Raw genomic sequence first — 22996 nt, forward strand, 5'->3', positions numbered from 1 at the left:
TGCGTAAAAGTCAATATACTTAACAAAAACTATTACTATATTGAAATGCGCAAACTTATCGCCCTAAAAAATATCCTATGTCTCCCCAGAGGGCGAATATAAAAACTACGCCGATAAAGGCTATGCCGATAAACTGAACATAGTACAGCACCTTCGGATGAATTTGCCTTCTAAAAATAAATTCGATAAAGGCAAAAAGAATTAAGCCTCCGTCCAAAATCGGAATCGGCAGTAAATTCATTATAAAAAGAGAAATAGAAATTATGCTTACAAAGTTTAAGATATCCGAAAGCCCGATTAAAAAACCGGCCTTAAAACCTTGGGCGGCAACATCGCCCAACATGTGGGTAATGCGTACAGGGCCTGAAACGGCTTGCCTAAAGTCAACTCCCTTAAACAAAAGGCCTAAACTTTTAAATGTTAACACAAAACTCTTGTGAGTTAAAACAAAGCCGTTCACTATGCTTTTAAAAAAGCCTGTTCCGGGAATCTCTACCTTGATGTTTTTAATCTTTAGCCCAAGGTCTATTCCCTTTTCGGTTCTGATAAGGTTTACGGTTTTTGTAATCTTATTTCCGTCCCTTAAAATGCCTAATTCGGCAGTCTTTTCGCTTATACCGTCTAGGGCACGGTTTAAGTCTACAGTATTGGCAACTTCAATTCCGTTCACTTCCGTAATAAGGTCGCCTTTTTTAAGCCCTGCAAGCTCGGCAGATGAAGAAGGCTTTACACCGTCAATTTCAAGGGGAATAAAAGAATAAAAGCCTATTATGCCTGCACCGGTTTTTGGATCGAGCTTGGGTCTAAGTTTTTTTGTGAGGATTTGCCCTTCTCTTTCTATTTCCAGCGTAACTTCTTCCTTTGCTTCCGGCACAATGAGGCGCACGATGTCGGCAAATGTTTCGGTTTTTTCGCCGTTAATGCTTAAAATTACATCTCCCATCCGTAAATCAGCCTCGCGGGCGGGAGAGTCATCGGCTTCGTTATAATAGTAAACAGGAGCTATCTTATTCGAGCTTGTGTAATAGCTTGAACCGATAGCACTTACAATAGCAAGGGCTAGAACCGCACTTATATAGTTTGCAAATGGACCGGCAAAGGCAATTATAATCCGCTTAAAAGGATGCACCCCGTAAAGCTCTCCCTCTTTTTTCGGGATTGCAGGGAGCTTTTCTTCGATAGCTTGCTGAAAGGCCTTTTCTCCCTTCATGCCGCAATAACCGCCCATAGGAATTGCAGAAATTCTATATTCCGTGTCTCCTTTCTTTTTTTTAAAAAGAACAGGGCCCCAGCCTATCGAAAAACTTTCGACCACAACACCGCAGAGTTTTGCGGCAATAAAATGTCCAAGCTCATGGATAAAGACCATGATGCTCAATATAATCAAACCTATTAAAATCTTAACCATAAATTATTCCGTTTTACTTTTATTGCAAGCCGTTTACTCTGTCAAGTATCCTTGCCAAAGTGACCGCTCTTGCTCTGTTTTCATAGTCATAAACTTCTTCATAAGAAGAAGGTTTCATAGTCCAATCCGAATTTAAAACTTCTTGCACAATATCGGCTAAATCCGTAAAGCCTATTTTCCCTTTTATAAAGGCATCAACGGCTTCTTCATTTGCAACATTAAAGGCTATGGGATAGGCCCCGCCTTTTCTAGCTGCTTCAAAACCCAAAACCAGCATAGGAAAATCATCGTTTCTGGGAGGCATAAATTCCAAGTTTATAATTTGAGAAAAATCCAAGGGCCTTAAAAAGCTTTCAGGCACCTCCGGAAAACTTAAGGCATTTAAAATAGGATTTTTCATATCGGGAGGAGAAGCTTGAGCAAATATCTCTCCGTTTTTACACTGTATCATCGAATGGATTATACTTTGAGGATGAACCGTAACTTCGATTTTTTCGGGTGGAAAAGAAAATAGCTTTACAGCCTCAATCACTTCCAAAGCCTTGTTTGCAAGAGAAGCAGAATCTATCGAAATCTTTCCGCCCATCTTCCATGTCGGATGCTTTAAGGCATCTTCAAGCTTCATTGTGCTAAGCTTTTCTCTCGGCGTATTTAAAAAGGGGCCGCCTGAGGCGGTAATTATAATCTTTTCGATGTTTTCTTTTTTGTGGGCATTTATAAGCTGAAAAATTGCAGCGTGTTCCGAATCGACGGGAATTATTGTGCTTCCCGACTTTTCGGCATCTTGAAAAATTAGCTCCCCCGCCTCTACTATGGTTTCCTTGTTGGCAAGGGCCAAATCCAAGCCGCTTTTTATAACTTCTACCGAAGCCTTTAAGCCTGCCGAACCCGCTATACCGTTTATAACGATGTCGGCCTTTGATTTTTCGAGCAGCTGTCTTACAGCTTCCGCATCTATCTCGTGTTTTAAATCGGAATTCTTTTTTTTTGTAGAAACAAATTGCGCATCGGTAAATTCGGCTAGAAGAGTTTTTGCAAAATCCGAATTCGAATGGATCGAAAAACCGGCAAGAACAAACCTATCGGAAAATCTTCTTATTATTTCCAGACTGTTTTTTCCGATTGAACCTCCGGCACCAAGAACGATAACCCGCTTTTTTTTCATTAAAGGCCGCCTAATAAGAGGACACAAAGACAATAGAATACCGGAGCGGCAATGAGCAAGGAGTCAATGCTGTCAAGAATTCCGCCGCGTCCTAAAATTACCTTACCTGAATCTTTTACATCTGCTGAGCGCTTTAAAATAGATTCTATTATGTCTCCGATAATGGCAAAGAGGGCAGTAAAAAAAGCTATTATTATAAGCTCTTTTAATTTTCCATTAAGCTGTTTATTAAAAAAATAGAATGAGCCTACAGCGGCTGTGATGGAACCTATGAAGCCTCCTATAAAGCCTGCAATACTTTTTTTAGGGCTGGCCTTAATAAGGCCTCTATTGTTTTTTCCGAGTAAGATTCCGAAAAGCCATGCAAAGGAATCGCAGCCGAAGGTCATAAGATAAAATGTTATAATCAGAGCTCCTGCATTGGGAAGCCTTGAGATTGATGATAGATAAATTGAAAGTCCCCAAGGGTAAACCAGCATAAACATTCCCGTTGTAAGCCGGCCGATACTATTGGTAAAATTCCCTGAAAATGAAAAGATAATTTCCATAAACAACATGGATACTGTAACAAAGCCTAATAAAATGAGTATGTAATATTGAGGGAGCGAATATAAACCTATGAGATATGATGTTACAAGTAATATGATTCCTAAGGCTGCAAGAATTTTTTTCGGATAAGTTGGAGATTTTTGTGATAAAATATTATAAATTTCATAGTTTGCAATTAAAGCTGCAATAAATACTTCAATGTGATAAAGAAAAAAATTATAATGGGGTAAAAAATAAATAGAGATTAAAATTAAAGGCATCCCTACAAAAAATATAAGAAGCCTCTCAACAAGTTTTTGAATTTTCATTTTTATTTCTTCCTTTTATTAATTTTTTTAATTATGCATTTCCATATCGTCTGTTTCTTTTTTTATAATCTTCTATTGCTGCATATAAATCTTCTACAGTCCAGTCCGGCCATAGGGTATCCGTAAAATAAAGCTCTGCATAGGCACTTTGCCAAAGCAAAAAATTGCTTAAACGCTTTTCACCGCCTGTTCTTATAAGCAAGTCTACAGGAGGAATTTTACCTGTATCTAACTTCGAATCAAAAAGCTCTTCGCTTATTGCAGGCAGCTCATCCGGGTTTATTTTCCTTATTGCCCTTATTATCTCGTTTTGAGCTCCGTAATTTATTGCAAGCACAATTGAAGTTCCCGTATAATTTGCAGTTCTAGCCTTTACCGAGGTAATCTCATTTTGAATATCTTGAGGCAAGCCGTATAAATTGCCTATATGCTCAATGCGTATATTATTATCGGCATAAAATTTAAGCTCGGCCCTTAAGTGCTGCTTAATAAGTCCCATCAAAAAGCCTACCTCGGCCTCGGTCCGTTTCCAGTTTTCGGTAGAAAATATATAAAGCGTTATATAAGGAATTCCTAAATCGGATACGGCCTTCGTTATCCTTTTTACCGTATTAAGTCCTTCCTTATGTCCCATAGAACGGGGTAGTCCTCTTTTTTTTGCCCATCTGCCATTGCCGTCCATGACAATGGCGATATGTTTTAGCTCATCGGACATTTAGTTTTCCATTATTTCCTTTTCTTTTGCTTCAAGGACCTTGTTTATTTCGGCAATGTAAGCATCCGTGGATTTTTGGAAAGCATCCTCAGCTGTCTTTAACTGATCTTCGCTTATCTTTCCGTCCTTTTGTAATTTTTTTGCTTCATCAATTCCGTCACGTCTGATATTACGCACTGAAACTCTTGAATTTTCGGCGATGGTCTTTGCCTTTTTTGCAAGGTCTTTTCTGCGGTCTTCCGTCAACGGCGGAATTGCAATGCGTATAACCTTTCCGTCATTTGTAGGATTAACCGAAAGATCTGCTTGTAAAACAGCCTTTTCGATTTCGACCAATAAACCCTTATCCCAGGGCTGAATTACTACAAGCCTTGCTTCGGGGATAGAAATATTTGCAAGCTGGTTAAGAGGAGTGGACTCACCATAGCAATTTACTCTTATCTTATCAAAAAGAGCGGAAGATGCCCGTCCGGTTCTCAGCATATTGAATTCTTCTTTTAATGCGGCAACCGTTTTTTTCATTTTTTCTTCACAATTTTTTTTAACTTCCTCTATCATAATTTGCCTCCGATTACATTTTATTTTAACACATAAGAATTAATGCTGCAAGGACAAGCCCCGCAGCATTAAAATGTTTTTATTTACATTCCAAGCCCTAACTGAAAAATAACCAGTTTTGACAAGCTCAAAGAGCCGCCGGCTTCTTTGCCGACCTCGGCCATTTTCTTTGAAACGGAAAGTTTGTCATCTTTGACAAAGGCTTGTTCAAGGAAGCAGATTTCTGATAAGTGTTTTGAAATTTTTCCCTTAACAATTCCTTCTTTTACGTTATCCGGCTTATCCAACTCGGCAACCTGACCTCTAAAGATTTCTTCTTGCTCTTTGATATAGGCTGCATCTACGTCTTCTTTTTTAACATAGAGGGGCATAAAAGCGGCTGCATGTAAACAGCAGTCATAAGCAAATTCCTGTACCTCAGCCTTTTCAAAGATTTCAGGCTTATCCGACTTTAAAACTATAATAACACCGGTTTTTTTGTCGGAGTGAATATAGCGTGAAAGGTACTCGTCTGCACCGGCTTTTACGCTGATTAAGCGTGTAAGGTTCATGTTCTCGCGTACGCGGGTAGCCAAATCCAAGAGTTTATCATTGAGTTCCGGTGTAACTTCAGAAATGTCCTTATCAAAGGCCGTTTTTGCAATATCTTCTCCGACAGCGATAAAGTCCGCATTTTTTGCAACAAAGTCCGTTTCGCAAGTCATTTCTAGCATAACGGCTTTTTTATTATCGTTTTTGATAACGATAATACCTTCGCTGGTTACTCTGTCAGCACGCTTTTCGACAGCGGCCAAACCTTTTTCTTTTAAGTATTTTTCAGCCTCTTTAGCGTCTCCGTTGCAGTGCTGTAAGGCTTTTTTGCATTCCATCATACCTGCACCGGTTTTATCGCGTAATTCTTTTACATCAGATGCTTTAATATCCATAAAATTTCTCCTATAAAAACTTCTTGGTCTTACTTATTTGTCGTCGTATAAATCCTCATCATTTACGAGAGAATTATCTTCTTCATCCTCATCATCTCCGGAAGCTTCATCTTTAGGAGTGTAGTTTGAATAATCGGTAATTTCTTCTTCTCTGTCCTGATAGGGATCAACGCCTGAATCACCGGACTCTTCATCTTCTTGAAGGTTTTCGATGATTTTAAGACCGTGCTCGTTATCTGCTTCGATAACGGCATTGGCTATTACGCCCGTAAAAAGCGAAATAGCTCTGATAGCATCATCGTTTCCGGGAATCGGATAGTCGATGCCTTCGGGGTTGCAGTTGGTGTCTACAACAGCGATGATGGGAATACCTAAGGAGCGGGCCTCTCTGATAGCAATTTCTTCTTTTCGGGTATCGATAATAAAGAGGATTCCGGGAAGGTCCTTCATCTCCTTAATACCGCCTAAGTTTTTTTCGAGCTTTGATTTTTCTTTTTGTAAGGAAGCGATTTCTTTTTTTGTAAGGTTATCGAATGTCCCGTCAACTTCCATTTTTTCGATTTTCTTAAGACGGGCCAAGCTCTTTTTGATTGTTGAAAAGTTTGTGAGCATTCCGCCGAGCCAGCGGTTATTAATATAGAACATTCCGCATCTTTCAGCTTCTTTTTGAATTGTCTGCTGGGCTTGTTTTTTTGTTCCTACGAACAAGACCGACTTTCCTTCCGAAGTTGTTTTGCGGACAGCTTCATAGGCCTCACGGATTGCAACGATTGTTTTTTGCAAATCGATGATATGAATTCCGTTTCTTTCCGAAAAAATGTATTTTTTCATTCTCGGATCCCAGCGTTTTACTTGATGGCCGAAATGTACGCCTGATTCAAGTAAGTTTTTCATGGTTACTACTGCCATGTGTTTCTCCTTTGGAGCTAAAAAGCTCCTGCCTTCTCTATTTCTCGGAACAGACTACAGCCTATCAAGCCGAACGGCGGCTAATCCTAGAGCCGTACATCCTTCCGGATATTTACCGTAAAAAACGGCATGGAGTTATTATATAGTTTTTTGAAGATTTTGTATAGTGCTTGATACCGTTTAATTAAAAAGAGCTTTATCTAAAACTTGAAATTCAGAACTTGAAATTCGGCGGTTTTTCGTTTAAAGAATCCTAAATTCGGTTTTATTTAAGATTTCATACAATTCCCTGACCGGAAGACCGACTATGCCGGTATAGGAGCCTTCGATTTTTTCGATAAAAAAGGAAGCCTTACCTTGAATTTTATAAGCCCCTGCAGCATCCTTCCATTCACCGGTTTTTAGATAGGCGGAAATTTCTTTATCGGAGAGTTTTTTAAAGAAAACTTTAGAAACACTGTGCTTTTCATTCAGTTGACCTGTTTTACAATCGAGCAGGCAGATTGCACTCACCACAAAATGAACCGAGCCGGAATGACTTTTAAGCATCATCTCGGCTTCTTTTTCGTTTTTAGGCTTGCCGAAGATCATTTTTTTATTTGGAAAGGCAGTATTTTCGGTAAAAACAAGGGTGTCTGCAGCCAAGATAAGCTTTTGAGAGTTCTCGTTTTGATGCAAGGTCTTAAAAAGGTTTTCAGCCTTACCCCGCGCAGTTAAAATACATCTTTTTACGGGATCTGTTTCAATTATTAAAGATTCATCAAAATTTGATTGCTTAATACAAAATAAAACACCCAGCGAATCGAGAATATCTTTTCGTCTGGGTGATGCAGAAGCTAAAATCAGCTCTTTCATTATTTTAGGTAAACTTATTTTTTGTTTTGTCCGCCAACTATTGATTTTAGGACTTCCATAGCTCTGTTTCTCACAGGAGTTATGTAGTTAAAGTTATTGGCAATTCTCATTATGCTTTCAGTCATACCCCGCTTATCCTTGACACTGGGGGCCAATTTTTCATAAGCATTAAGAACTTCAAGAGCCAAGGAGCTTTGAGGATTAATAATATCGAATTTTCTGTTGATAAAGTTTATCATATCTACAACTTCGTCATTATTGTTAAAACCCAATTCTCCTAAGGATTTAACGGCTTCCATGATCACTATCGGTTCATTATCGGTGTACATAACCGTCATAAGAGATTTCTTGGCTTGTTCGTTTTTGATTTTTCCTAAAAGACGGCAAGCTTCTCTTCGAACATCGGGATAGTTATTGGCAACTCTTCCATTTTCGCGTACAACCGAGGTAAGACCTACAGTCGCAAGAGAATCAAGGGCTTCCTGCAGCTCCGGTGTTACCCTTCCTCCATCAATAGCTTCTTCAACCATCTGCAAGGCTACAAACTTGGAATCGCGTCCTTCCGTTGTAACCATCTCTCTAAGAATTACGCCCTCCATTGAATTAAGATAGGCCTCTTCAACAGTCATCATAGAATCGGAATTCTTATCCTGTGCAAAGACAAAGGCTGATCCTAAAAATAATATCATCATTATAAAAACTAAAGACTTTCGTCGCATTTCCAATTACCCCCTTAGTTTGGTACGTATACTTTTATTTTCAATCATTTTCATTGTAAAGTCAAGTAGTAAAATCGGCTTTTTTCACTTTTAGTTCTATTTTTAAATCTTATTAAGGTACTAAAAGCCATCTATTATCGATTTTTTCAAGATTATAAAATATCAGCGTCCGTTTAGGCTCTATCTTGAAAACTCTAACCTTTGTCGGAGTTAAATACTCAATATCATCAACTCTTCCGTTTTGCCTTGCAGGAACAAAGACATAGTAAAAAAAGTCTTCAATACTTTTTAATTGTTTTCCTTTTAGATTGGAAGGGAGACCCTCACTGGCTTTTTTTAAAACTTCAGGCTTTGAAAACTCTTTTTTATATTCCGTTGAAAGCCAGTATCTCCAGCGTCCATAGTCTTTTTTTGCCGTTATATCGTTTAGTTTTTTTACAACTTCTTCAATTTCGGATTTTGCTATCTCTTTGTCCTTTTTAGTAATTGATACGCCCTCAAATTGAGCTATAACCTCTTCATCAGCCGATTTGGGGGCTTCAGCTTGAGGTTTTGCCTCTTCTACAGGTTTTTCAACAACTGCGGGTTTTTGAGCTTGCTGAGGTTTTTCTTCATTTACCTGAGCTTCAGCCGCAGGGATGGGCTTTGTTTCGGGTGCGGAGGCACATGAACCTATTAAAATTAGAACAAGGCATAAGCCTAAAAAATAAAAAGGTTTTTTCATACCATCTATAATACATTTATTTTCGGCTTACGTCAACTGAAATTCAAGGAAATCAATTTTATCGGCTGTTATAATACTTTAACCTATGCTATAATATGTCAAGCGAGGAAACGGCTATGAGTACGGCAAACAGAAAATATAAAGACTCGGTATTTGTAGATCTTTTCAGTGAAGATGAAAAGGCTAAGGAAAACTTTCTATCACTGTATAATGCTCTGCATGGTACAAATCTACCTATGTCTTGTCCTGTAGAAAATATAAGGCTTGAAAATGTCATGTACATGAATATAATAAACGATGTTTCCTGTCTTGTCGACAATAAGATTATTATTCTTGCAGAACATCAATCCACTATAAACGAAAATATGCCTTTGCGTTTTTTAGAATATATAGCAAGGCTTTATGAAAAACTGCAAGCACCGACCGACAGATATTTAAGAAAGCTGTCTAAAATACCCACGCCTGAGTTCTATGTCTTTTATAACGGCAAGGAAGACTACCCTGAAACTACAGCTCTAAAATTATCTGATGCCTTTATTACAAAACCGGAATCAATTCCACTGGAATTGACAGTGCAAGTTTTAAACATAAATACTGATAAGGCAAACAAAGTCCTAACGGCGTGCAAACCGCTTGAAGAATACAGTTTATTTGTAGAAGAGGTAAGAAACCAAGCACAACTCGATCCGGAAAACGGCTTTACCAATGCGGTAAAGATATGTATAGAAAAAGGAATCTTAAAAGAATATTTAATGAGAAAATCACGGGAGGTAATAAATATGTTAGTAGCCGAATACGATTATGATACGGACATTGCAGTACAAAGAGAAGAAAGTCTAAGGATTGGCATACAGCAAGGTATACAGCAAGGCTTTTCTGATGGAGTAATAAAAACAGCTTTAGCTTTTAAGAAAATGGGTATACCGATAGCAAAAATCGCTGAGGGTACAGGGCTTTCCGTTGAAGAGATAAAGGCTCTATAAAAATCAGCTTTTGTGCAAATAGGAGCAACAGATGCCCGCATATTTGCAAAAAAAAAGTTAAAATCCCAATTCCTTGATAAAACCTCCAAAATCTGCCATACTGGAAGAAATTGTATAACTATTTATTGATAGGAGGTTTATCCGTGTTTTTCTTATGTATGCGAAATGTGTTTTCTCCGAACCGGAACAAAGCGGTGTTTACCTCTAATGTAAATTCAAACTTACAATACTAATCTTATCTCTTTTTTATTCTATGCAATTATATTTTCTCTTAATAAAAACGGCGGGCGGTTTGTTTTCTCGAGGCGTATTTACGGCAGAACAAGACCGTCCGCTTCTAGTAAAGGAGCTTTCTTATGAAAAAAGCATTGATGAAAACAAGTGTAAAAATACTTGTACTTGGATTAGCATTGACGGCAATGCTATTTGGATGTAAACAACCTTTAGGTTCTTCAAATTCTGCAGGTTCGGGAGGGGGAAACGGTTCAGATGAATCGGGAGAATACAGCATCACCTATCACTTAGACGGCGGAACAAACAATGGTGCTAATCCCGCTTCTTATACGAAAAACGATGAATTTCCGTTAAGAGCCCCATCCAAGGAAGGACAGGTCTTTGACGGCTGGTTCGGCAATTCGGAATTTAGCGGCGAAGCGGTAACAAAAATCGCAAAAGGCACAACCGGCAAAAAAGAGTTTTGGGCAAAATGGATTGCAGAAAGTGAAAGTGCAGCCTACACGGTAAAGCACTTACAGCAAAATGCTGAAAATGAGAACTACACCAGAGTAGAAACAGAGCAACTCAAAGGAGGAAAAGGCAGCAAAACCCTTGCCGTCGCCAAGGAGTATGAAGGTTTTACCGCTCAACCCTTTGAACAGAAAACTATAAACGAATACGGCTCGACGGTAGTTGAAATTAAGTACGACAGAAAGATAATTACTCTTACCCTGGACTTAGACGGCGGGGAAGGAATAGAAACCCTTACCCTTACCGGCAAATTCGGTGCTGCTGTAACAAAACCGGCAGATCCTTCAAAAGAAGGAAAACGGTTTATCGGTTGGGAGCCGGAGATACCGGCCGAATTCTCAAAAGATTCAACACATACCGCTCAATGGACAATAAACATTACGGTAAATGTTGGTGATGAGCGGATTGCGTCTTATACTGGTCCGGAATTATCGGATAAAAAGCCGGGAGTCAAATGGAGTGATATAAAACCTTTAAATGAAACTATAAACTTGAAAACGGAGTGGCAAGGCGGAGATTACGGCTTATACGAGTGGCGTTTAAATGATGATAACGGACAAAAGATTGACGATGACTATACTTTTACCAAGGATACAACCGTATATGCAGTTACAAACTACTTAAAATTTAAAACTGGAACGAAAAACGGCAAGTTATGTATTTCGGATGATCAAGGTTATACCGGAGACAAGCCCAAAGGTAAGATAATTATACCTGCCGGTATAAACCATATTGGCAAAAGAGCTTTTGAGGATTGCAGAGATTTAACAAGTATTTCGCTGCCGGAAAGTCTTACTAAGATTGGCATCGCTGCTTTTATGGATTGCGGAGGTTTAACAAGTATTTCGCTGCCGGAAAGTCTTACTGAGATTGGCAGCAGTGCTTTTTCTTATTGCAGCAGTTTAAAAAGTATTTCGCTGCCGGCTGGTCTTACTTATATTGACTGCAATGCTTTTTATGTTTGCAGCAAGCTTGATTCGGTAATATTTGCCGATAAAAAAGGCTGGACAGTGTATGATTGGCCTTACAATAACGAAATTAAAAGGATACCGGAAACTGATTTGGAAGACCCTGCAAATGCAGCAACTTTATTAAAAACTACTTATTCGGAGGACAAATACTGGAAGAAAAGCGAAGATTAAGAAAGTGTTTCGGTACTCAAGTTTCCCGCAAGGCTTGGTACCGATTTATTTTTGCCGCTAGAAATACCGGCAAACAAAATGCGGAAATAATTTAATTGAAGGACACAAAATATGAAAAAAGAATATTCAATCAAACTAAAGTTTTGCCGAAATGACAATGAACCTGATAATACACTTTTCGGTACCGACTCGGCCTATATGTCTCCTAGTGCTTACAAGGAAATTTTTGGAAAAACCCTAGCCGGAACAAACAGAGAAAATCGGTTTATAAAAATATCGCACAATAATAATTCTATTTACCGAATTTTACGAGGCGTTCCGCATAACATTCTTTCAAAAGATATTATCTATATGGACAGCGACGGAAAGAATATCCTTAACAACTACAGCGACAGCGATGATAAAAATGATAAGATTGAACTGGAAATAACTCCTGTTTCGTGGTTTTCATTCTATTGGCATACTTCAAATATAATGACCCGAATTTCTTTTAAAACCGGAGTTTATTCAATCATTCTTGGGCTTATTTCGATCGTCCTTTCCGTATGGCAAATGTTTTTTAAGTAAGAGCCGGCAACGGCAAAACCGTGATACTTACGGCTTAAATAAAACTGTACCCTTATCTTTTTATAAACCCTAAGGGGTACAGTCTTCCCCCAATTTTTTTAAAAGATACCTATAAATTAAAAAATCTCTAATGCTTTTTTTCTATATGCCGATACTGGTTCTGAGGAGTAGATTGCTATGGAAAAACATTCGGTTGCAGCAGACATAAAAAGCATTTTACATGAACAAATCGATTTAATCGATAATATCTATAAATTACAAAAGGCTATGTACCAAGGCGTTTTAGATAGAGATTGGCAGGAAAGTGAAAAAAATTTGAGTTCCTTAAATGAGGCTTCCGTAAAATTTTCGGATTTGGACAAGAGGTTATACGGACTTTTGCAGGCTGATGATGAAGATTCTCAAGAATTTGACTTTTACATGCATACAAAGCAATTTACTTCATCTGAGAAAAAAAAGATCGATTCTTTATATGAAAAACTAAAAGAAAAAGTTTTTTATTCAAAGATTGAAAATGACGTCTTCTCAAATTATGTTTCACACGCTCAAGCCTTGGTTAAGGGCGTGGTCGATATTATTTCGGAAGAAAGAAACGGAAAATGTTATACGGCGGCAGGAAAACGGGTTAATACGGAAATAACAAGCCTCGTTTTAAATGAGGTCTTATAGGGAAATAAATGGAGGTACGATAAACAGTTCGGCAGAAATTCAGCCTCACTGTTTATCTACCGAGTTTGCCTTTCAGGCAAACATCTTAATTATTATATGCGGTTTGTAAACAAACCGCTTGAAAAAACTCTTTTCGCAAATTGATATTTGCTGCAAAAAGTTTTTATGGAGGTATAGATGGCGACATTTGATGCAATAGAATTAGGAAAAAGGAGTTTGTTTGCTCACCAACAGTCGATTCAAACGGCAGGTCACAATATTTCGAATTCTTCGACAAAGGGATATACAAGGCAGAGGGTAAACCTCGATGCTTTTGAGCCTCTTTACAGACCCGATTTAACCAGAGCTGAAACGCCCGGGCAAATAGGACAGGGTGTTACCATAGCTTCGATTACCCGATTAAGGGATGAACTTTTAGATCAAAGAATTATAGGGGCTACCGATGACCTTGGTTATTGGGAAACAAGAAATTCTTATATAGCCCTTTTGGAACAGGTTCACAATGAGCCCGAAGACATTTCCGTCCGAACCCGAATGGACCAATTTTGGGAGGCTTGGCAGGAATTGTCGCTCTACCCTGAGTCGGATGCTGCCCGTCAGGTTGTCCGCACCCGAACCGAAACCTTAACGGATGCCATTCATCATCAATTCCGCGGTTTGCAGGGCATAAGGGACATGGTACACGGCGACATAGAAGCAACCGTAAAGCAGGTTAACGACTTAACAGGCCGGATAGCCAAACTAAACGAAGAAATAGTTAAAGTTAAGGCTATGGGGGACAATCCCAATGACTTGATGGACAAAAGAGACCTTTTAACCGAAAAACTTTCTTCTCTTATAGATATTTCCGTAGATAAAAGAGATGAAGACGAAACATATGTTATTCATACGGCCGGTTTGGAAATAGTACAGGGAAGAACACACCGAACATTCGATTTTAAGGCTTCAACGGAAAACGATAAATATGCAGATGTTATCTGGGAAGATTCCGGTAATTTAGCTCATTTTGAATCGGGTAAACTAGCCGCTTTGATTGAACTTAGGGATACGGATATTCGAAACGAAATCAGAAAACTGGATACAATGACAATGAACTTTGTCGATTTGGTAAACGATGTCCACAGAAATGCTATGAGTCCCAACGGAAAAACAGGCATCGATTTTTTTAAGGAACAATATTTTATAAACAATACCCTCGGTAATTTTGACAGAAACGGAGACGGAGAATATGATTCTTCCTATATCTTCAGAATAACCGGAACAAACACCCTTGATCCGCGTGAACAAATAGGACTTGAAGGAACTTTAACCCTTTCTTCGGGGGACGGTATTGTGCAGGTACCCTATTATTCGACGGATATGGTTTCAGATCTTGTAGAAAGGATTAACAGATCAGGCTCCGAAGTGGCTGCTTACCTTGACCAAAACAATAAACTTGTTTTAAAAGGTATGACAAGCCTTGATAAAGAAAATCCTGACTTTGTTATCCGGCATATCGAGGATTCGGGAAGATTTTTAGCAGGCTATTCCGGTGTGCTTTCTCAGGCCGGGCCGGAAGGTGCCTATGATTGGGGAAGAGCAAATGCGGTTGATGTATTGGCAGGAGCCCAATATGCGGTTTCTCCTATAGCCCATCCTTCAGGCTGGATGGAAATAAATCCCGTAATCAAAAGCGATATACAAAATATAGCTTCGGGCTATAAGGGCCCCGAAGGAGTCGCCTATCCGGGAGACAACAGAGCTGCTCTTGCAATAGCCGCAATCAGAAATACTCCCGTAATGGTAGGGCACTCAGCCACTTTTGACGACTTTTTTGCCGATACTGTAACCGAAATCGGTCTAAAAGGCGAGCAGGCAGAAATGACCTTAAACACACAGATAGCTATTGTAAAGGAATTACACGATATGAGAGATTCCGTATCGGGCGTAAACATAGACGAAGAACTATCGGATATTATCAAATTTCAGCACGGATACAACGCTTCTGCAAGATTTGTTTCGGTAATCAACGAAATGATAGACACAGTTATAAACAGAATGGGTGTCTAGCTTTTAAGTTTTGGAGTAAAATATGATGAAAAGAATTAGTACGAATATTCAGCACACGGACAGCAATTTTTCGATGAGGAATCAGGAGTCGAGGCTTCATAATCTAAATAATCAGATTCAGTCCCAACGAAGGATAAACCAGCTTAGAGATGACCCCGTTTCCGCAGGTCACTCGGTAAGATATAAATCCTACCTTGCCCGCCTCGAAAGGTTTGAAAAGAACACAAAAACCTTGAGAGATCAATATATGTCGGCCGAAACCTATATGAATAATTCGCTCCAAGTTGTTCAGCGTTTAAGAGAGCTTTCAGTACAGGGAGCAAACGGAACCTATACGCCGGACGACTTAAAAGATATGGCAGCCGAGGCCGATGAGCTTTTAAAAGAACTTGTTCAAAACGGAAATGCCGTAAACTCGGACGGTGTCAGAGTTTTTTCGGGAACAAAAAGTTTTACCGAGCCCTTTGAAACCGTGATGGGAGATGTGGACGGAGCAGGTTCCGCCCTTATAACTCAGGTAAGATACAACGGCACAGTCGATTCAAAGGAAGTTGAAACAGATGAGCTTTCTTTTATGAGGGCAGATCAGGCCGGAAACAGGGTATTTTGGGCCGAGCGGCAAATTCTTATCTCGGAAACCGATGCCCGAAACTTTGTCATAAAAGAAGATACAAGCATCGAGGTTGACGGAGTTGAGATTCCCTTAATTGCAGGCGACAATGTTTATGCAATTATGTCAAAGATAAACGATTCGGGAGCTGCAGTAAAAGCAAGCCTTGACCCGATAACAAGCGGCTTAAACCTTACAACTACCGATGCCCGCCAGCTTTGGCTGAGAGATGCGGAAGGAAGCACCGTTTTATCCGAATTGGGCTTGATAAAGGCCGAACAAAGACCGCCCTACAATTTGGCAAATTCGGTACGCGTTTCGGGAGGCTCTCTTTTTGATGCAGCCATTGCCGTCCGCGATGCCTTCCTTTCGGGAGATCAAGAAGCCTTGGGTGGAAAGATTTTGGGAAGCCTCGATGAGGGCATACATAATCTTACTACAAGAATGGCCGAAACAGGTTCCAAGTATGCAAGAGCCGAAGTTATCTTGGCACGAATTGATACGCAAACATTAAATGTAACGGCAGCAGAATCACGCGAAGCCGACTTGGATATTACAAAGGCGATAACCGACCTAAAGATGTTTGAACATACGCATCAAGCTTCTTTAAGCGTATTGGGAAGACTTTACAGGGATTCGCTTTTAAACTACTTAAGATAAAATAGGATGGAATTTACGATGGAAATTAAGACAAAAGCTATGGGGCTTGTTGAGATTCAGGATGAACAGATAATAGAATTGGTTGACGGATTTTACGGATTTGAAGAATTTCATAAATACGCCTTGTTGGATTCGGGAAAGGAGCCCTTCTTTTGGGTTCAATCCCTTGACGATGAAAATTTAGCCTTCATCGTTATCGATCCCTTTTTGTTCAGACCCGATTATGAGCTGGATATAGATGATGAGCTCTTAAAGCCTATTGAGGCAGAATCTCCTAAAGACCTATTGGTTTTTGCCCTTGTTACCATTCCGCCTGCGGGAAGCCCGATTACGGCAAATTTACAGGGGCCTCTTATCATAAACAAAAAGAATAAGAAGGCTTTTCAGGCTGTCTTAAATGACGGAAAATGGAATACCAAACACGACATTCTTGCAGAGCTGAATGCTGCGGGGAGGAACTGATGCTCATACTGTCCCGTAAAACAAACCAAAAAATTCTAATAGGCGATAATATAGAAATTACCATAATCGATATTCGGGGGGATCAGGTAAAGATAGGTGTAGATGCACCGTCTTCGGTCAAGGTTTTCCGTGAAGAAATCTACCAAGAAATTCAAAACGAAAACAGGGCAGCCTTAGTCCGCGATACAAAACTTAATCTACCCGAACTGCATATTAAAAAAACTAAAGTATAGAATAAATCTTCTTTAATTTTGTAGTGTATCTCATCCAGGTCTTACATTTTTCAATAGAATATGCTATACTTGACCGCATCGGAGGTTTATCATGAAAATACATTGTCCGTGCGATAAAAGTTTTGAAATAGAGCATAATTATACCGTTAATTTGGATAAAGAACCGGAAATATTAAAAAAAATAGCAGATGGGTCATATTTGACATTTAAGTGTCCTCAATGCGGGAGAAATGTTCGTTCAGAGATAAAAACTAGAATAGAATGGCCTTCAAAGAAGATCGTTTTGCTCTTTGTTCCCGAAGCTGATAGGATCGCTTGTCTTTCAAGCTGTTCAGGTTTAAAAGAAATCAACGAAAATACAAAAAAAGAAAAAAAGATAGAATATGAAAAATCTGATGAAACTCCGGTTATAGGTTATGCGGAGTTAGCAGAGCGTCTTGCAGTCATTGAAGCCGGCCTTGATCCCCATGCGATGGAAGTAGTGAAATTCTTTGTATTGGACAGCGGAAAGGATATAAAGGGCAAAAAGATAAAAATGTTTTTTCATGCTGTAACAAAAACAGGTAGCTTTGAGTTTTATGTTTATGGTTTAAAAGAAGACCAGGTTGCAGTTATGAATATTCCGGTAAAAATATATGATTCCGTTTGTGCCGACATAAAGAATAAAAAGAAATCGGAGGTCTTTAAGGCAGTCTATTTGGGAAACTATCTTTCATATCAAAATATTTTTACAGAGGGCAGGGATTAGTTAGTTTATGCTCAAAAAATACCTTTACCTATTTTTTGCTTGTCTTTGCTTTTTTATAAATGCTCAAGATAATAGTTATCTCCCTTGGAGCGATGTTGCCGAAACTAGTGAAACTTCTGCTCAAGAAAATAAAAATACCGAAAATACGGCTCCTCAAAACAGCAATGCCGAAAGCAATTCACAGGGGCAAGTTTCCAATACAGAAAATATATCTTCTCAGGCTGAAACCGGAAATGCTAATTCGGACGGGGCTAAAACTGAAACAAATACCGGCAGTATTTCTGAAACTCAGGTACAAGCAGAAGAGCCTAAGATAAACATTCTTGTTTTTGCTCAGGCTATGTCTCAAGTTCTTGCTTTAGACAAGGAGCTTTATGCAAAAAACTCAAAAGCAAGCTATATTGAAAAAGATAAACTGCGTTCAGCTAAAGTTGTGCATAAATTTTCGGGAGGTGTTACCGAGATAATGAATTCAGGAACCTTGCCCATATTTTTTGCAGCCGGTAAGGACGGATTTGTAACGCGTTACTCCTATCCTAAATTTGAGCCTGATACTTGGCAGCTTTCGAGTATGCCCATACAAAAAATAGCCGTACATCCTAAAGGAAAACTTATTGCCGTATACGAAACAAACGGATTCAGCATTCATCAAGTTTCTCTTTGGGACTGGGCAACAAAGAAGGCTGTATTTTCAAAGCGTTTATCCGATTCGGTCGTATCCCTTTCATGGTCGGCCAATGGAACCTACCTTTTTATAGGAAACAGATCTACGGACGGTATTACGGTCTTAGATACAAAAGGGATTGTACAAAATATTTACCAAGAAGCTCCGGGGATAGTATTTTTGGCCGCAACTTCTGCGAGCGAAAAAAATATAGTAACATACGGAGAATCAGGACGCTTGGTTTATACGGATATATCAAAGAAAAAAAAGATAAAAGAATTCAGAACCGAAAATAAATTGGAAAGTCCCAACCTTATAAAAAATTTTACCCGCATTATCGGATATAAGGATAATAATGTTTATGTGATTGATGCCGTAACAGGAAAAACCATATCTCAACATTCTGCCCGTTATGCTCTTTTTGCTTCTAAAATTCAAGATTCCGTACCTATCTGGATTGAAAGGACAAAGCGTAAAAATGAATGGTGTATAAGACAGGGCGATGCTTCTTCAAAAGGTTTTTATGTTCCGGAAAATTCAAAAATAACGGCAGCCCGTCATATAAAAAATCATATGATAATAGGGACTCAGGACGGCTCCATCTATATGCTGGGTTTAAATGATGATTCTTCAGTTGAGCTTGAAAGACCTCTTATATACTCTTCATCAAAAGTCGATGCTATTACCAGCGATGGATCTGTTTTGTATATATTAAAGGACGGGACAATTTATGCTCAAGATTCTCCTAAAGAAAAACCATACGCAATAGCTGAAGGCTTTAAGGCGAATAAATTTACTTTTTATAGTAACGGATTTTTGTTATGGTCCGATGCAAAGAAAGGAACCTCAGTATCTCATTATTCTCTTGATACAAAGGCTGTAAGAAAAATAATTACGCCGAAAGAAACTGTAATATCACTTTCGGTTTATAAAAACTTCTTCTTGTATGTAGAATCATTTAGCGGTGTTTCTATTGTAAATTTCGATACCGGAAAAAAAGAATTTGTGTATAATGCCCCAGGAATTCAAAGCGCTGTTCAGGTAGACGATTCTACTATTGTGATAGCAAAAAGTTCAATAGGCAGGGCTCAAAGCCCCGTATTTATAATAAATACCCTAACTGAAGAAACCGGCCCTATAGCCATAGAAGGAAATCTGGCTTTTTCGCTTGAACAGAATTCTTCAAGACCAAACAATCTTGTATGTTTTTTAGTAGGAAATCTTCCCTCAACCAAAACGGAATTATTGACCATAGGTTTAAACCGTATGAATTTAATAGACAGTACTTTTAAAGCCGTCCTTTCCTACAAAGAAGAAGATGTGGATGCCTTTTTGGAAGCTTCAGGTTCCGATATCTTAACCAATTTGGGGAAGACATCTCTTGTACATTATAGTTCATCTTCAAACCAAGCCAGAAGATTGCTCCGTTCTTATGGATTTCCAAAAGATGCTCTGATTTTAAAAAAGGTTTTTGTTAGTCTTAATTTCGGTGATACTCTTTCATGGTATGACCGTAAAACCGGAGCTCTTTTACAAACAATAAATATAGAGTAAAAAAAGAGAAAATTTTATGAAAAAGATAATTATTGTATTTTTTATCATGGTGTCAATAATTTTTGTATCTTGTTCAAAAACCGAAGAAGATAAGATTGCGGTTATTTGGACTGATAGGGCAGAATTTGTTTCTTATTGTGAGGTCTTTAATAACTCTCAAAATGATTATAAGATTATTGTAGAATATAAAAAAAATCCTGCCGATGCTCTTATAAATGCAGAAACTCCTCCCGACATTGTTATAGGTTCTTGGCTTAAGGGTAAATCCGCCCGAGTAAAATTTAAAAAAATAAATAATTTATTCGGCGAAAAAAAAATAGATAAAAACGATTTTTATCCGGCCTTATTAAATTTGGGAAGTATTTCGGGAAATCAATACCTTTTACCTATAAGTTTTAACCTGCCAATGATTATTTTTTCCTCGGCAAATAAATTTAAAACGGATAATGATTTTTCGATTTCGCCGGATGAAATTAGAAACTTTTCAATTCAATTTAACAAAATGAATAAAGGTGCCTATACCGCAATGGGCTTTTCACCTCGCTGGTCTGATGACTTTTTGTATATGAATACAAAGGGATTTAATGCTTCTTTTGAAGAGGAGAATGATTTTTTTTCATGGAACGATAAATCGCTTCAAAATGCAATAAATTATATAAGGACATGGAGTGAAGAGGTTAACTCTTCTGCCGGGGCTGAAGATGAATTTAAGTTTAAATATCTATATGATTCTCCATATGTTTTAGTAAAAAACGGAAAGTGCCTTTTTTATTATGCTTCCAGTGATGATATATTTTCTACCCCTCAAAAACACTTAGAAAATATAGATTTTAGATGGCTGTCTTTTAACGGTAAAACACCCTTAAAAGACGATATATTGTATGGCGGTATTTGCAGTAAATCAAAAAATTCTAGAGCTGCCGAAGCTTTTTTTATTTGGTTTTTTCGGGTTAAAACTCAAGAGCTGCTTCTAAACCGAGCCGATGAGATGGATTTGATGATAAATCCTTTCGGACTTGCAGGGGGCTTTTCGGCTCTACGTCAAGTAACTGAAAAATTATTGCCGCGTTATTATCCCTTACTGCTGGCTCATTTGCCCCAAACTCAAAGCTTTTATGCTCCTCATATTTTACCCAGTAATTGGCCTGTGTTAAAACGAGAAATACTAATGCCTTATTTAAAGGATGCATGTAACACGGATCTTTATCCGGGGCCTATACCTTCTCTTAATAAAAGAATAGCAGAGTGGTATAAAAATCAATAGGACTGCAACCTTATTTCTATTTATTTGTCTTATTATTTAGGTATATTTTTGTGGGGGATTTATGCAGACTATAGATGATCTTGGGAAGTATACATTTTCAGCTTTGTTAAAAAATTCGGTTACTAAGTTTTCCGATAGACCGGCTCTTTCTTATGTCTCAGGAAAGGCTATAACTTATTTAGAATTAAATGAAAATGTAAATTCAGTAAAAAAATTATTATATTCTTTGGGTATAAAGCCTCATGATAAGGTAGCAATCTTCAGCACAAGCTCGCCTCAGTGGGCAATTTCGTATTTTGCTATAGTAACACTCGGAGCCGTCGCCGTGCCTCTTTTACCTGATTTTAATGAAAGTGAAGCTTCATCTTGTTTAAAACATTCAGGAGCAAGAGCTATATTTGCAGGCGAAAAACTTTTGGCAAAGTTAAACAATACCGAGAAATTAGATATCATAATCAACATACATGACTTTGCAGTAAAAAAGGGAGAAGTAAAGACGGACAGTCCCCTGCCTGTGCATGAATGTAAGGAAGAAGACATAGCTTCAATTATTTATACATCAGGAACTACAGGCCGTTCTAAGGGCGTTGTCCTTACACATAAAAACCTTATCTTTACTGCTATTGCGGGTCAGCACTGTCAACGCATAAACCAATATGAGGCAGCCCTTTCAATATTACCCATGTCCCATGTTTATGAGTTTACAATAGGCTTTTTAATGTTTATGCTGAACGGAGCCTGTATCTACTACCTTGAAGGCCCTCCTATTCCTCGAAACCTCCTGCCGGCTCTTCAAAAAATAAGGCCTCATTTTATGTTGAGTGTTCCTATTGTAATCGAAAAAATATATAAACAAAAAATTCTACCGGCCTTTAATGCAAGTCCTCTTATAAAGAAGATTTACGGAACAAAACTCGGAAGAAAATTATTATGCCGTAAGGCCGGAAAAAAGCTAAAAAAGACCTTCGGAGGCCGTCTTAAATTTTTCGGTATCGGAGGTTCAAAAACCGATCCCGTTGTTGAGCAATTTATGGTTGATGCAAAATTTCCCTATGCAATAGGCTACGGCCTTACCGAAACTTCTCCATTGATTGCTTATTCTGCAGTGTACAAAACTACTCCCGGCGTAATAGGCGGTACCATTCCGGGTGTAGAAATAAAAATAGGGGATCAAGACCCTCAAACAGGAATAGGCGAGCTTTTAGTAAAAGGCCCCAATGTAATGCAAGGCTATTACAATGCTCCGGACTTAACAAGGGAAGCCTTTACCGAAGACGGCTGGTTTAAAACCGGCGACCTATGCGCCATGGATGAGAAGGGAAGGATTAGCTTAAAAGGGAGATCTAAAAATATGATTTTAGGGGCTGCAGGAGAAAATATCTATCCTGAGGATATAGAATTTGTTCTAAACCAGCATCCCCTTGTATCCGAAGCCCTTGTTGTCGAAGGAGAAAACACATCCTTAGTCGCCTATGTCCGCTTACAGGATGCTATAGGAGATGCCGTTTCAGGGATTTCCAATGCGATAATGCATAAGCGAGAAGAGGTGCTAAACGAGATAAGATTTTTTGTCAACTCAAAGGTCAACAAGTTCTCAAAGATAGATAAAATTGAACTTGTAGAAGAGTTCGAAAAAACTGCAAGCCAAAAAATAAAGCGCTATCTTTATTCTCTGCGGCATGGAAAACCTCAAACAGAAGAAGTAAAAAGATAATAAAAAAAGCCTCCTAAAAAGGAGGCTTTTTTGCTGCACATATTTTTATAAGACAGGCTCAGTGTTTTAAAAAACTGTTTTCCTGTAAAAATTA

At 38.5% G+C, this 22996-nt stretch carries 22 protein-coding genes; 12 read left to right on the forward strand and 10 right to left on the reverse strand.

Features of this window, described 5'->3' with window-relative positions; genetic code table 11:
- Positions 1-55: 55 nt before the first annotated feature.
- The 10 genes from rseP to E4N78_RS04020 form a co-directional block, all read right to left on the reverse strand.
- Complete coding sequence (gene rseP, locus E4N78_RS03975) at positions 56-1408, reverse strand: RIP metalloprotease RseP (RefSeq protein ID WP_255811768.1); 1353 nt, start codon at positions 1406-1408, stop codon at positions 56-58.
- Between the two features lie 19 nt (positions 1409-1427).
- Positions 1428-2573 carry a 1-deoxy-D-xylulose-5-phosphate reductoisomerase gene (gene dxr / locus E4N78_RS03980; protein ID WP_255811769.1) on the reverse strand — a complete coding sequence of 382 codons (1146 nt, stop codon included), beginning with the start codon at positions 2571-2573 and terminating at the stop codon, positions 1428-1430.
- The gene (locus E4N78_RS03985) at positions 2573-3430 is read right to left on the reverse strand and encodes a phosphatidate cytidylyltransferase (protein ID WP_255811770.1); all 858 of its coding nucleotides are present in this window, start codon (positions 3428-3430) and stop codon (positions 2573-2575) included. Before E4N78_RS03985 ends, dxr begins: the two co-directional genes overlap by 1 nt.
- A gap of 31 nt (positions 3431-3461) precedes the next feature.
- Positions 3462-4145, reverse strand: a complete 684-nt coding sequence (gene uppS / locus E4N78_RS03990) for a polyprenyl diphosphate synthase (RefSeq protein WP_255811771.1) — start codon at positions 4143-4145, stop codon at positions 3462-3464.
- The gene (frr, locus tag E4N78_RS03995; protein ID WP_002667739.1) at positions 4146-4703 is read right to left on the reverse strand and encodes a ribosome recycling factor; all 558 of its coding nucleotides are present in this window, start codon (positions 4701-4703) and stop codon (positions 4146-4148) included.
- Positions 4704-4786: 83 nt separating this feature from the next.
- Positions 4787-5629, reverse strand: a complete 843-nt coding sequence (gene tsf, locus E4N78_RS04000; RefSeq protein WP_255811772.1) for a translation elongation factor Ts — start codon at positions 5627-5629, stop codon at positions 4787-4789.
- A gap of 33 nt (positions 5630-5662) precedes the next feature.
- Positions 5663-6538, reverse strand: coding sequence for a 30S ribosomal protein S2 (gene rpsB / locus E4N78_RS04005; protein ID WP_002680262.1), 876 nt, complete (start codon positions 6536-6538; stop codon positions 5663-5665).
- Between the two features lie 243 nt (positions 6539-6781).
- On the reverse strand, positions 6782-7393 hold the full coding sequence (locus E4N78_RS04010; RefSeq protein ID WP_255811773.1) for a Maf family protein: 612 nt from the start codon (positions 7391-7393) through the stop codon (positions 6782-6784).
- Between the two features lie 14 nt (positions 7394-7407).
- Positions 7408-8112, reverse strand: coding sequence for a HEAT repeat domain-containing protein (locus tag E4N78_RS04015; protein ID WP_255811774.1), 705 nt, complete (start codon positions 8110-8112; stop codon positions 7408-7410).
- Positions 8113-8224: 112 nt separating this feature from the next.
- Positions 8225-8836, reverse strand: a complete 612-nt coding sequence (locus tag E4N78_RS04020) for a hypothetical protein (protein WP_255811775.1) — start codon at positions 8834-8836, stop codon at positions 8225-8227.
- Between the two features lie 116 nt (positions 8837-8952).
- Here E4N78_RS04020 and E4N78_RS04025 point away from each other — a divergent pair, with 116 nt between their 5' ends.
- From E4N78_RS04025 to E4N78_RS04080, 12 genes are all read left to right on the forward strand, one after another.
- Positions 8953-9819 (forward strand): Rpn family recombination-promoting nuclease/putative transposase, encoded by an 867-nt coding sequence (locus E4N78_RS04025; protein WP_255811776.1) that lies wholly within the window; start codon positions 8953-8955, stop codon positions 9817-9819.
- Between the two features lie 356 nt (positions 9820-10175).
- Positions 10176-11708 (forward strand): leucine-rich repeat protein, encoded by a 1533-nt coding sequence (locus E4N78_RS04030; protein WP_255811777.1) that lies wholly within the window; start codon positions 10176-10178, stop codon positions 11706-11708.
- 111 nt (positions 11709-11819) lie between these two features.
- Positions 11820-12275, forward strand: a complete 456-nt coding sequence (locus E4N78_RS04035) for a hypothetical protein (protein WP_255811778.1) — start codon at positions 11820-11822, stop codon at positions 12273-12275.
- Between the two features lie 177 nt (positions 12276-12452).
- Positions 12453-12944, forward strand: a complete 492-nt coding sequence (locus E4N78_RS04040) for a hypothetical protein (protein WP_253695658.1) — start codon at positions 12453-12455, stop codon at positions 12942-12944.
- A 177-nt stretch (positions 12945-13121) separates the two neighbouring features.
- Positions 13122-14993 carry a flagellar hook-associated protein FlgK gene (flgK, locus tag E4N78_RS04045; protein WP_255811779.1) on the forward strand — a complete coding sequence of 624 codons (1872 nt, stop codon included), beginning with the start codon at positions 13122-13124 and terminating at the stop codon, positions 14991-14993.
- 22 nt (positions 14994-15015) lie between these two features.
- On the forward strand, positions 15016-16263 hold the full coding sequence (locus tag E4N78_RS04050) for a flagellar hook-associated protein 3 (RefSeq protein WP_255811780.1): 1248 nt from the start codon (positions 15016-15018) through the stop codon (positions 16261-16263).
- Positions 16264-16281: 18 nt separating this feature from the next.
- On the forward strand, positions 16282-16725 hold the full coding sequence (locus E4N78_RS04055) for a flagellar assembly protein FliW (RefSeq protein ID WP_253695663.1): 444 nt from the start codon (positions 16282-16284) through the stop codon (positions 16723-16725).
- A complete protein-coding gene (csrA, locus tag E4N78_RS04060) occupies positions 16725-16958 on the forward strand; it encodes a carbon storage regulator CsrA (RefSeq protein WP_255811781.1) in 234 nt (77 codons plus the stop codon). The genes E4N78_RS04055 and csrA overlap by 1 nt, the downstream gene beginning before the upstream one ends.
- A 91-nt stretch (positions 16959-17049) precedes the next feature.
- Positions 17050-17706, forward strand: a complete 657-nt coding sequence (locus E4N78_RS04065) for a CpXC domain-containing protein (protein WP_255811782.1) — start codon at positions 17050-17052, stop codon at positions 17704-17706.
- A 7-nt stretch (positions 17707-17713) separates the two neighbouring features.
- Positions 17714-19924, forward strand: a complete 2211-nt coding sequence (locus E4N78_RS04070; RefSeq protein WP_255811783.1) for a WD40 repeat domain-containing protein — start codon at positions 17714-17716, stop codon at positions 19922-19924.
- A 16-nt stretch (positions 19925-19940) separates the two neighbouring features.
- On the forward strand, positions 19941-21188 hold the full coding sequence (locus E4N78_RS04075) for a type 2 periplasmic-binding domain-containing protein (RefSeq protein ID WP_255811784.1): 1248 nt from the start codon (positions 19941-19943) through the stop codon (positions 21186-21188).
- Positions 21189-21249: 61 nt separating this feature from the next.
- Positions 21250-22902 carry an AMP-dependent synthetase/ligase gene (locus E4N78_RS04080; protein WP_255811785.1) on the forward strand — a complete coding sequence of 551 codons (1653 nt, stop codon included), beginning with the start codon at positions 21250-21252 and terminating at the stop codon, positions 22900-22902.
- Positions 22903-22996 lie beyond the last annotated feature (94 nt).

Source organism: Treponema denticola (assembly GCF_024400535.1).
Taxonomy (GTDB): Bacteria; Spirochaetota; Spirochaetia; order Treponematales; family Treponemataceae; genus Treponema_B; species Treponema_B denticola_C.

Excerpts from the sequence above, each read along its gene's own strand:
- rseP (WP_255811768.1), bottom strand. The coding sequence starts at position 1,408 with ATGGTTAAGATTTTAATAGGTTTGATTATATTGAGCATCATGGTCTTT.
- E4N78_RS04065 (WP_255811782.1), top strand. The coding sequence starts at position 17,050 with ATGAAAATACATTGTCCGTGCGATAAAAGTTTTGAAATAGAGCATAAT.
- E4N78_RS04075 (WP_255811784.1), top strand. The coding sequence starts at position 19,941 with ATGAAAAAGATAATTATTGTATTTTTTATCATGGTGTCAATAATTTTT.
- E4N78_RS04040 (WP_253695658.1), top strand. The coding sequence starts at position 12,453 with ATGGAAAAACATTCGGTTGCAGCAGACATAAAAAGCATTTTACATGAA.
- tsf (WP_255811772.1), bottom strand. The coding sequence starts at position 5,629 with ATGGATATTAAAGCATCTGATGTAAAAGAATTACGCGATAAAACCGGT.
- E4N78_RS04055 (WP_253695663.1), top strand. The coding sequence starts at position 16,282 with ATGGAAATTAAGACAAAAGCTATGGGGCTTGTTGAGATTCAGGATGAA.
- flgK (WP_255811779.1), top strand. The coding sequence starts at position 13,122 with ATGGCGACATTTGATGCAATAGAATTAGGAAAAAGGAGTTTGTTTGCT.
- E4N78_RS04070 (WP_255811783.1), top strand. The coding sequence starts at position 17,714 with ATGCTCAAAAAATACCTTTACCTATTTTTTGCTTGTCTTTGCTTTTTT.
- uppS (WP_255811771.1), bottom strand. The coding sequence starts at position 4,145 with ATGTCCGATGAGCTAAAACATATCGCCATTGTCATGGACGGCAATGGC.
- E4N78_RS03985 (WP_255811770.1), bottom strand. The coding sequence starts at position 3,430 with ATGAAAATTCAAAAACTTGTTGAGAGGCTTCTTATATTTTTTGTAGGG.
- E4N78_RS04035 (WP_255811778.1), top strand. The coding sequence starts at position 11,820 with ATGAAAAAAGAATATTCAATCAAACTAAAGTTTTGCCGAAATGACAAT.
- E4N78_RS04020 (WP_255811775.1), bottom strand. The coding sequence starts at position 8,836 with ATGAAAAAACCTTTTTATTTTTTAGGCTTATGCCTTGTTCTAATTTTA.
- E4N78_RS04080 (WP_255811785.1), top strand. The coding sequence starts at position 21,250 with ATGCAGACTATAGATGATCTTGGGAAGTATACATTTTCAGCTTTGTTA.
- dxr (WP_255811769.1), bottom strand. The coding sequence starts at position 2,573 with ATGAAAAAAAAGCGGGTTATCGTTCTTGGTGCCGGAGGTTCAATCGGA.
- E4N78_RS04030 (WP_255811777.1), top strand. The coding sequence starts at position 10,176 with ATGAAAAAAGCATTGATGAAAACAAGTGTAAAAATACTTGTACTTGGA.
- E4N78_RS04010 (WP_255811773.1), bottom strand. The coding sequence starts at position 7,393 with ATGAAAGAGCTGATTTTAGCTTCTGCATCACCCAGACGAAAAGATATT.
- E4N78_RS04025 (WP_255811776.1), top strand. The coding sequence starts at position 8,953 with ATGAGTACGGCAAACAGAAAATATAAAGACTCGGTATTTGTAGATCTT.
- rpsB (WP_002680262.1), bottom strand. The coding sequence starts at position 6,538 with ATGGCAGTAGTAACCATGAAAAACTTACTTGAATCAGGCGTACATTTC.
- E4N78_RS04050 (WP_255811780.1), top strand. The coding sequence starts at position 15,016 with ATGATGAAAAGAATTAGTACGAATATTCAGCACACGGACAGCAATTTT.
- E4N78_RS04015 (WP_255811774.1), bottom strand. The coding sequence starts at position 8,112 with ATGCGACGAAAGTCTTTAGTTTTTATAATGATGATATTATTTTTAGGA.
- frr (WP_002667739.1), bottom strand. The coding sequence starts at position 4,703 with ATGATAGAGGAAGTTAAAAAAAATTGTGAAGAAAAAATGAAAAAAACG.
- csrA (WP_255811781.1), top strand. The coding sequence starts at position 16,725 with ATGCTCATACTGTCCCGTAAAACAAACCAAAAAATTCTAATAGGCGAT.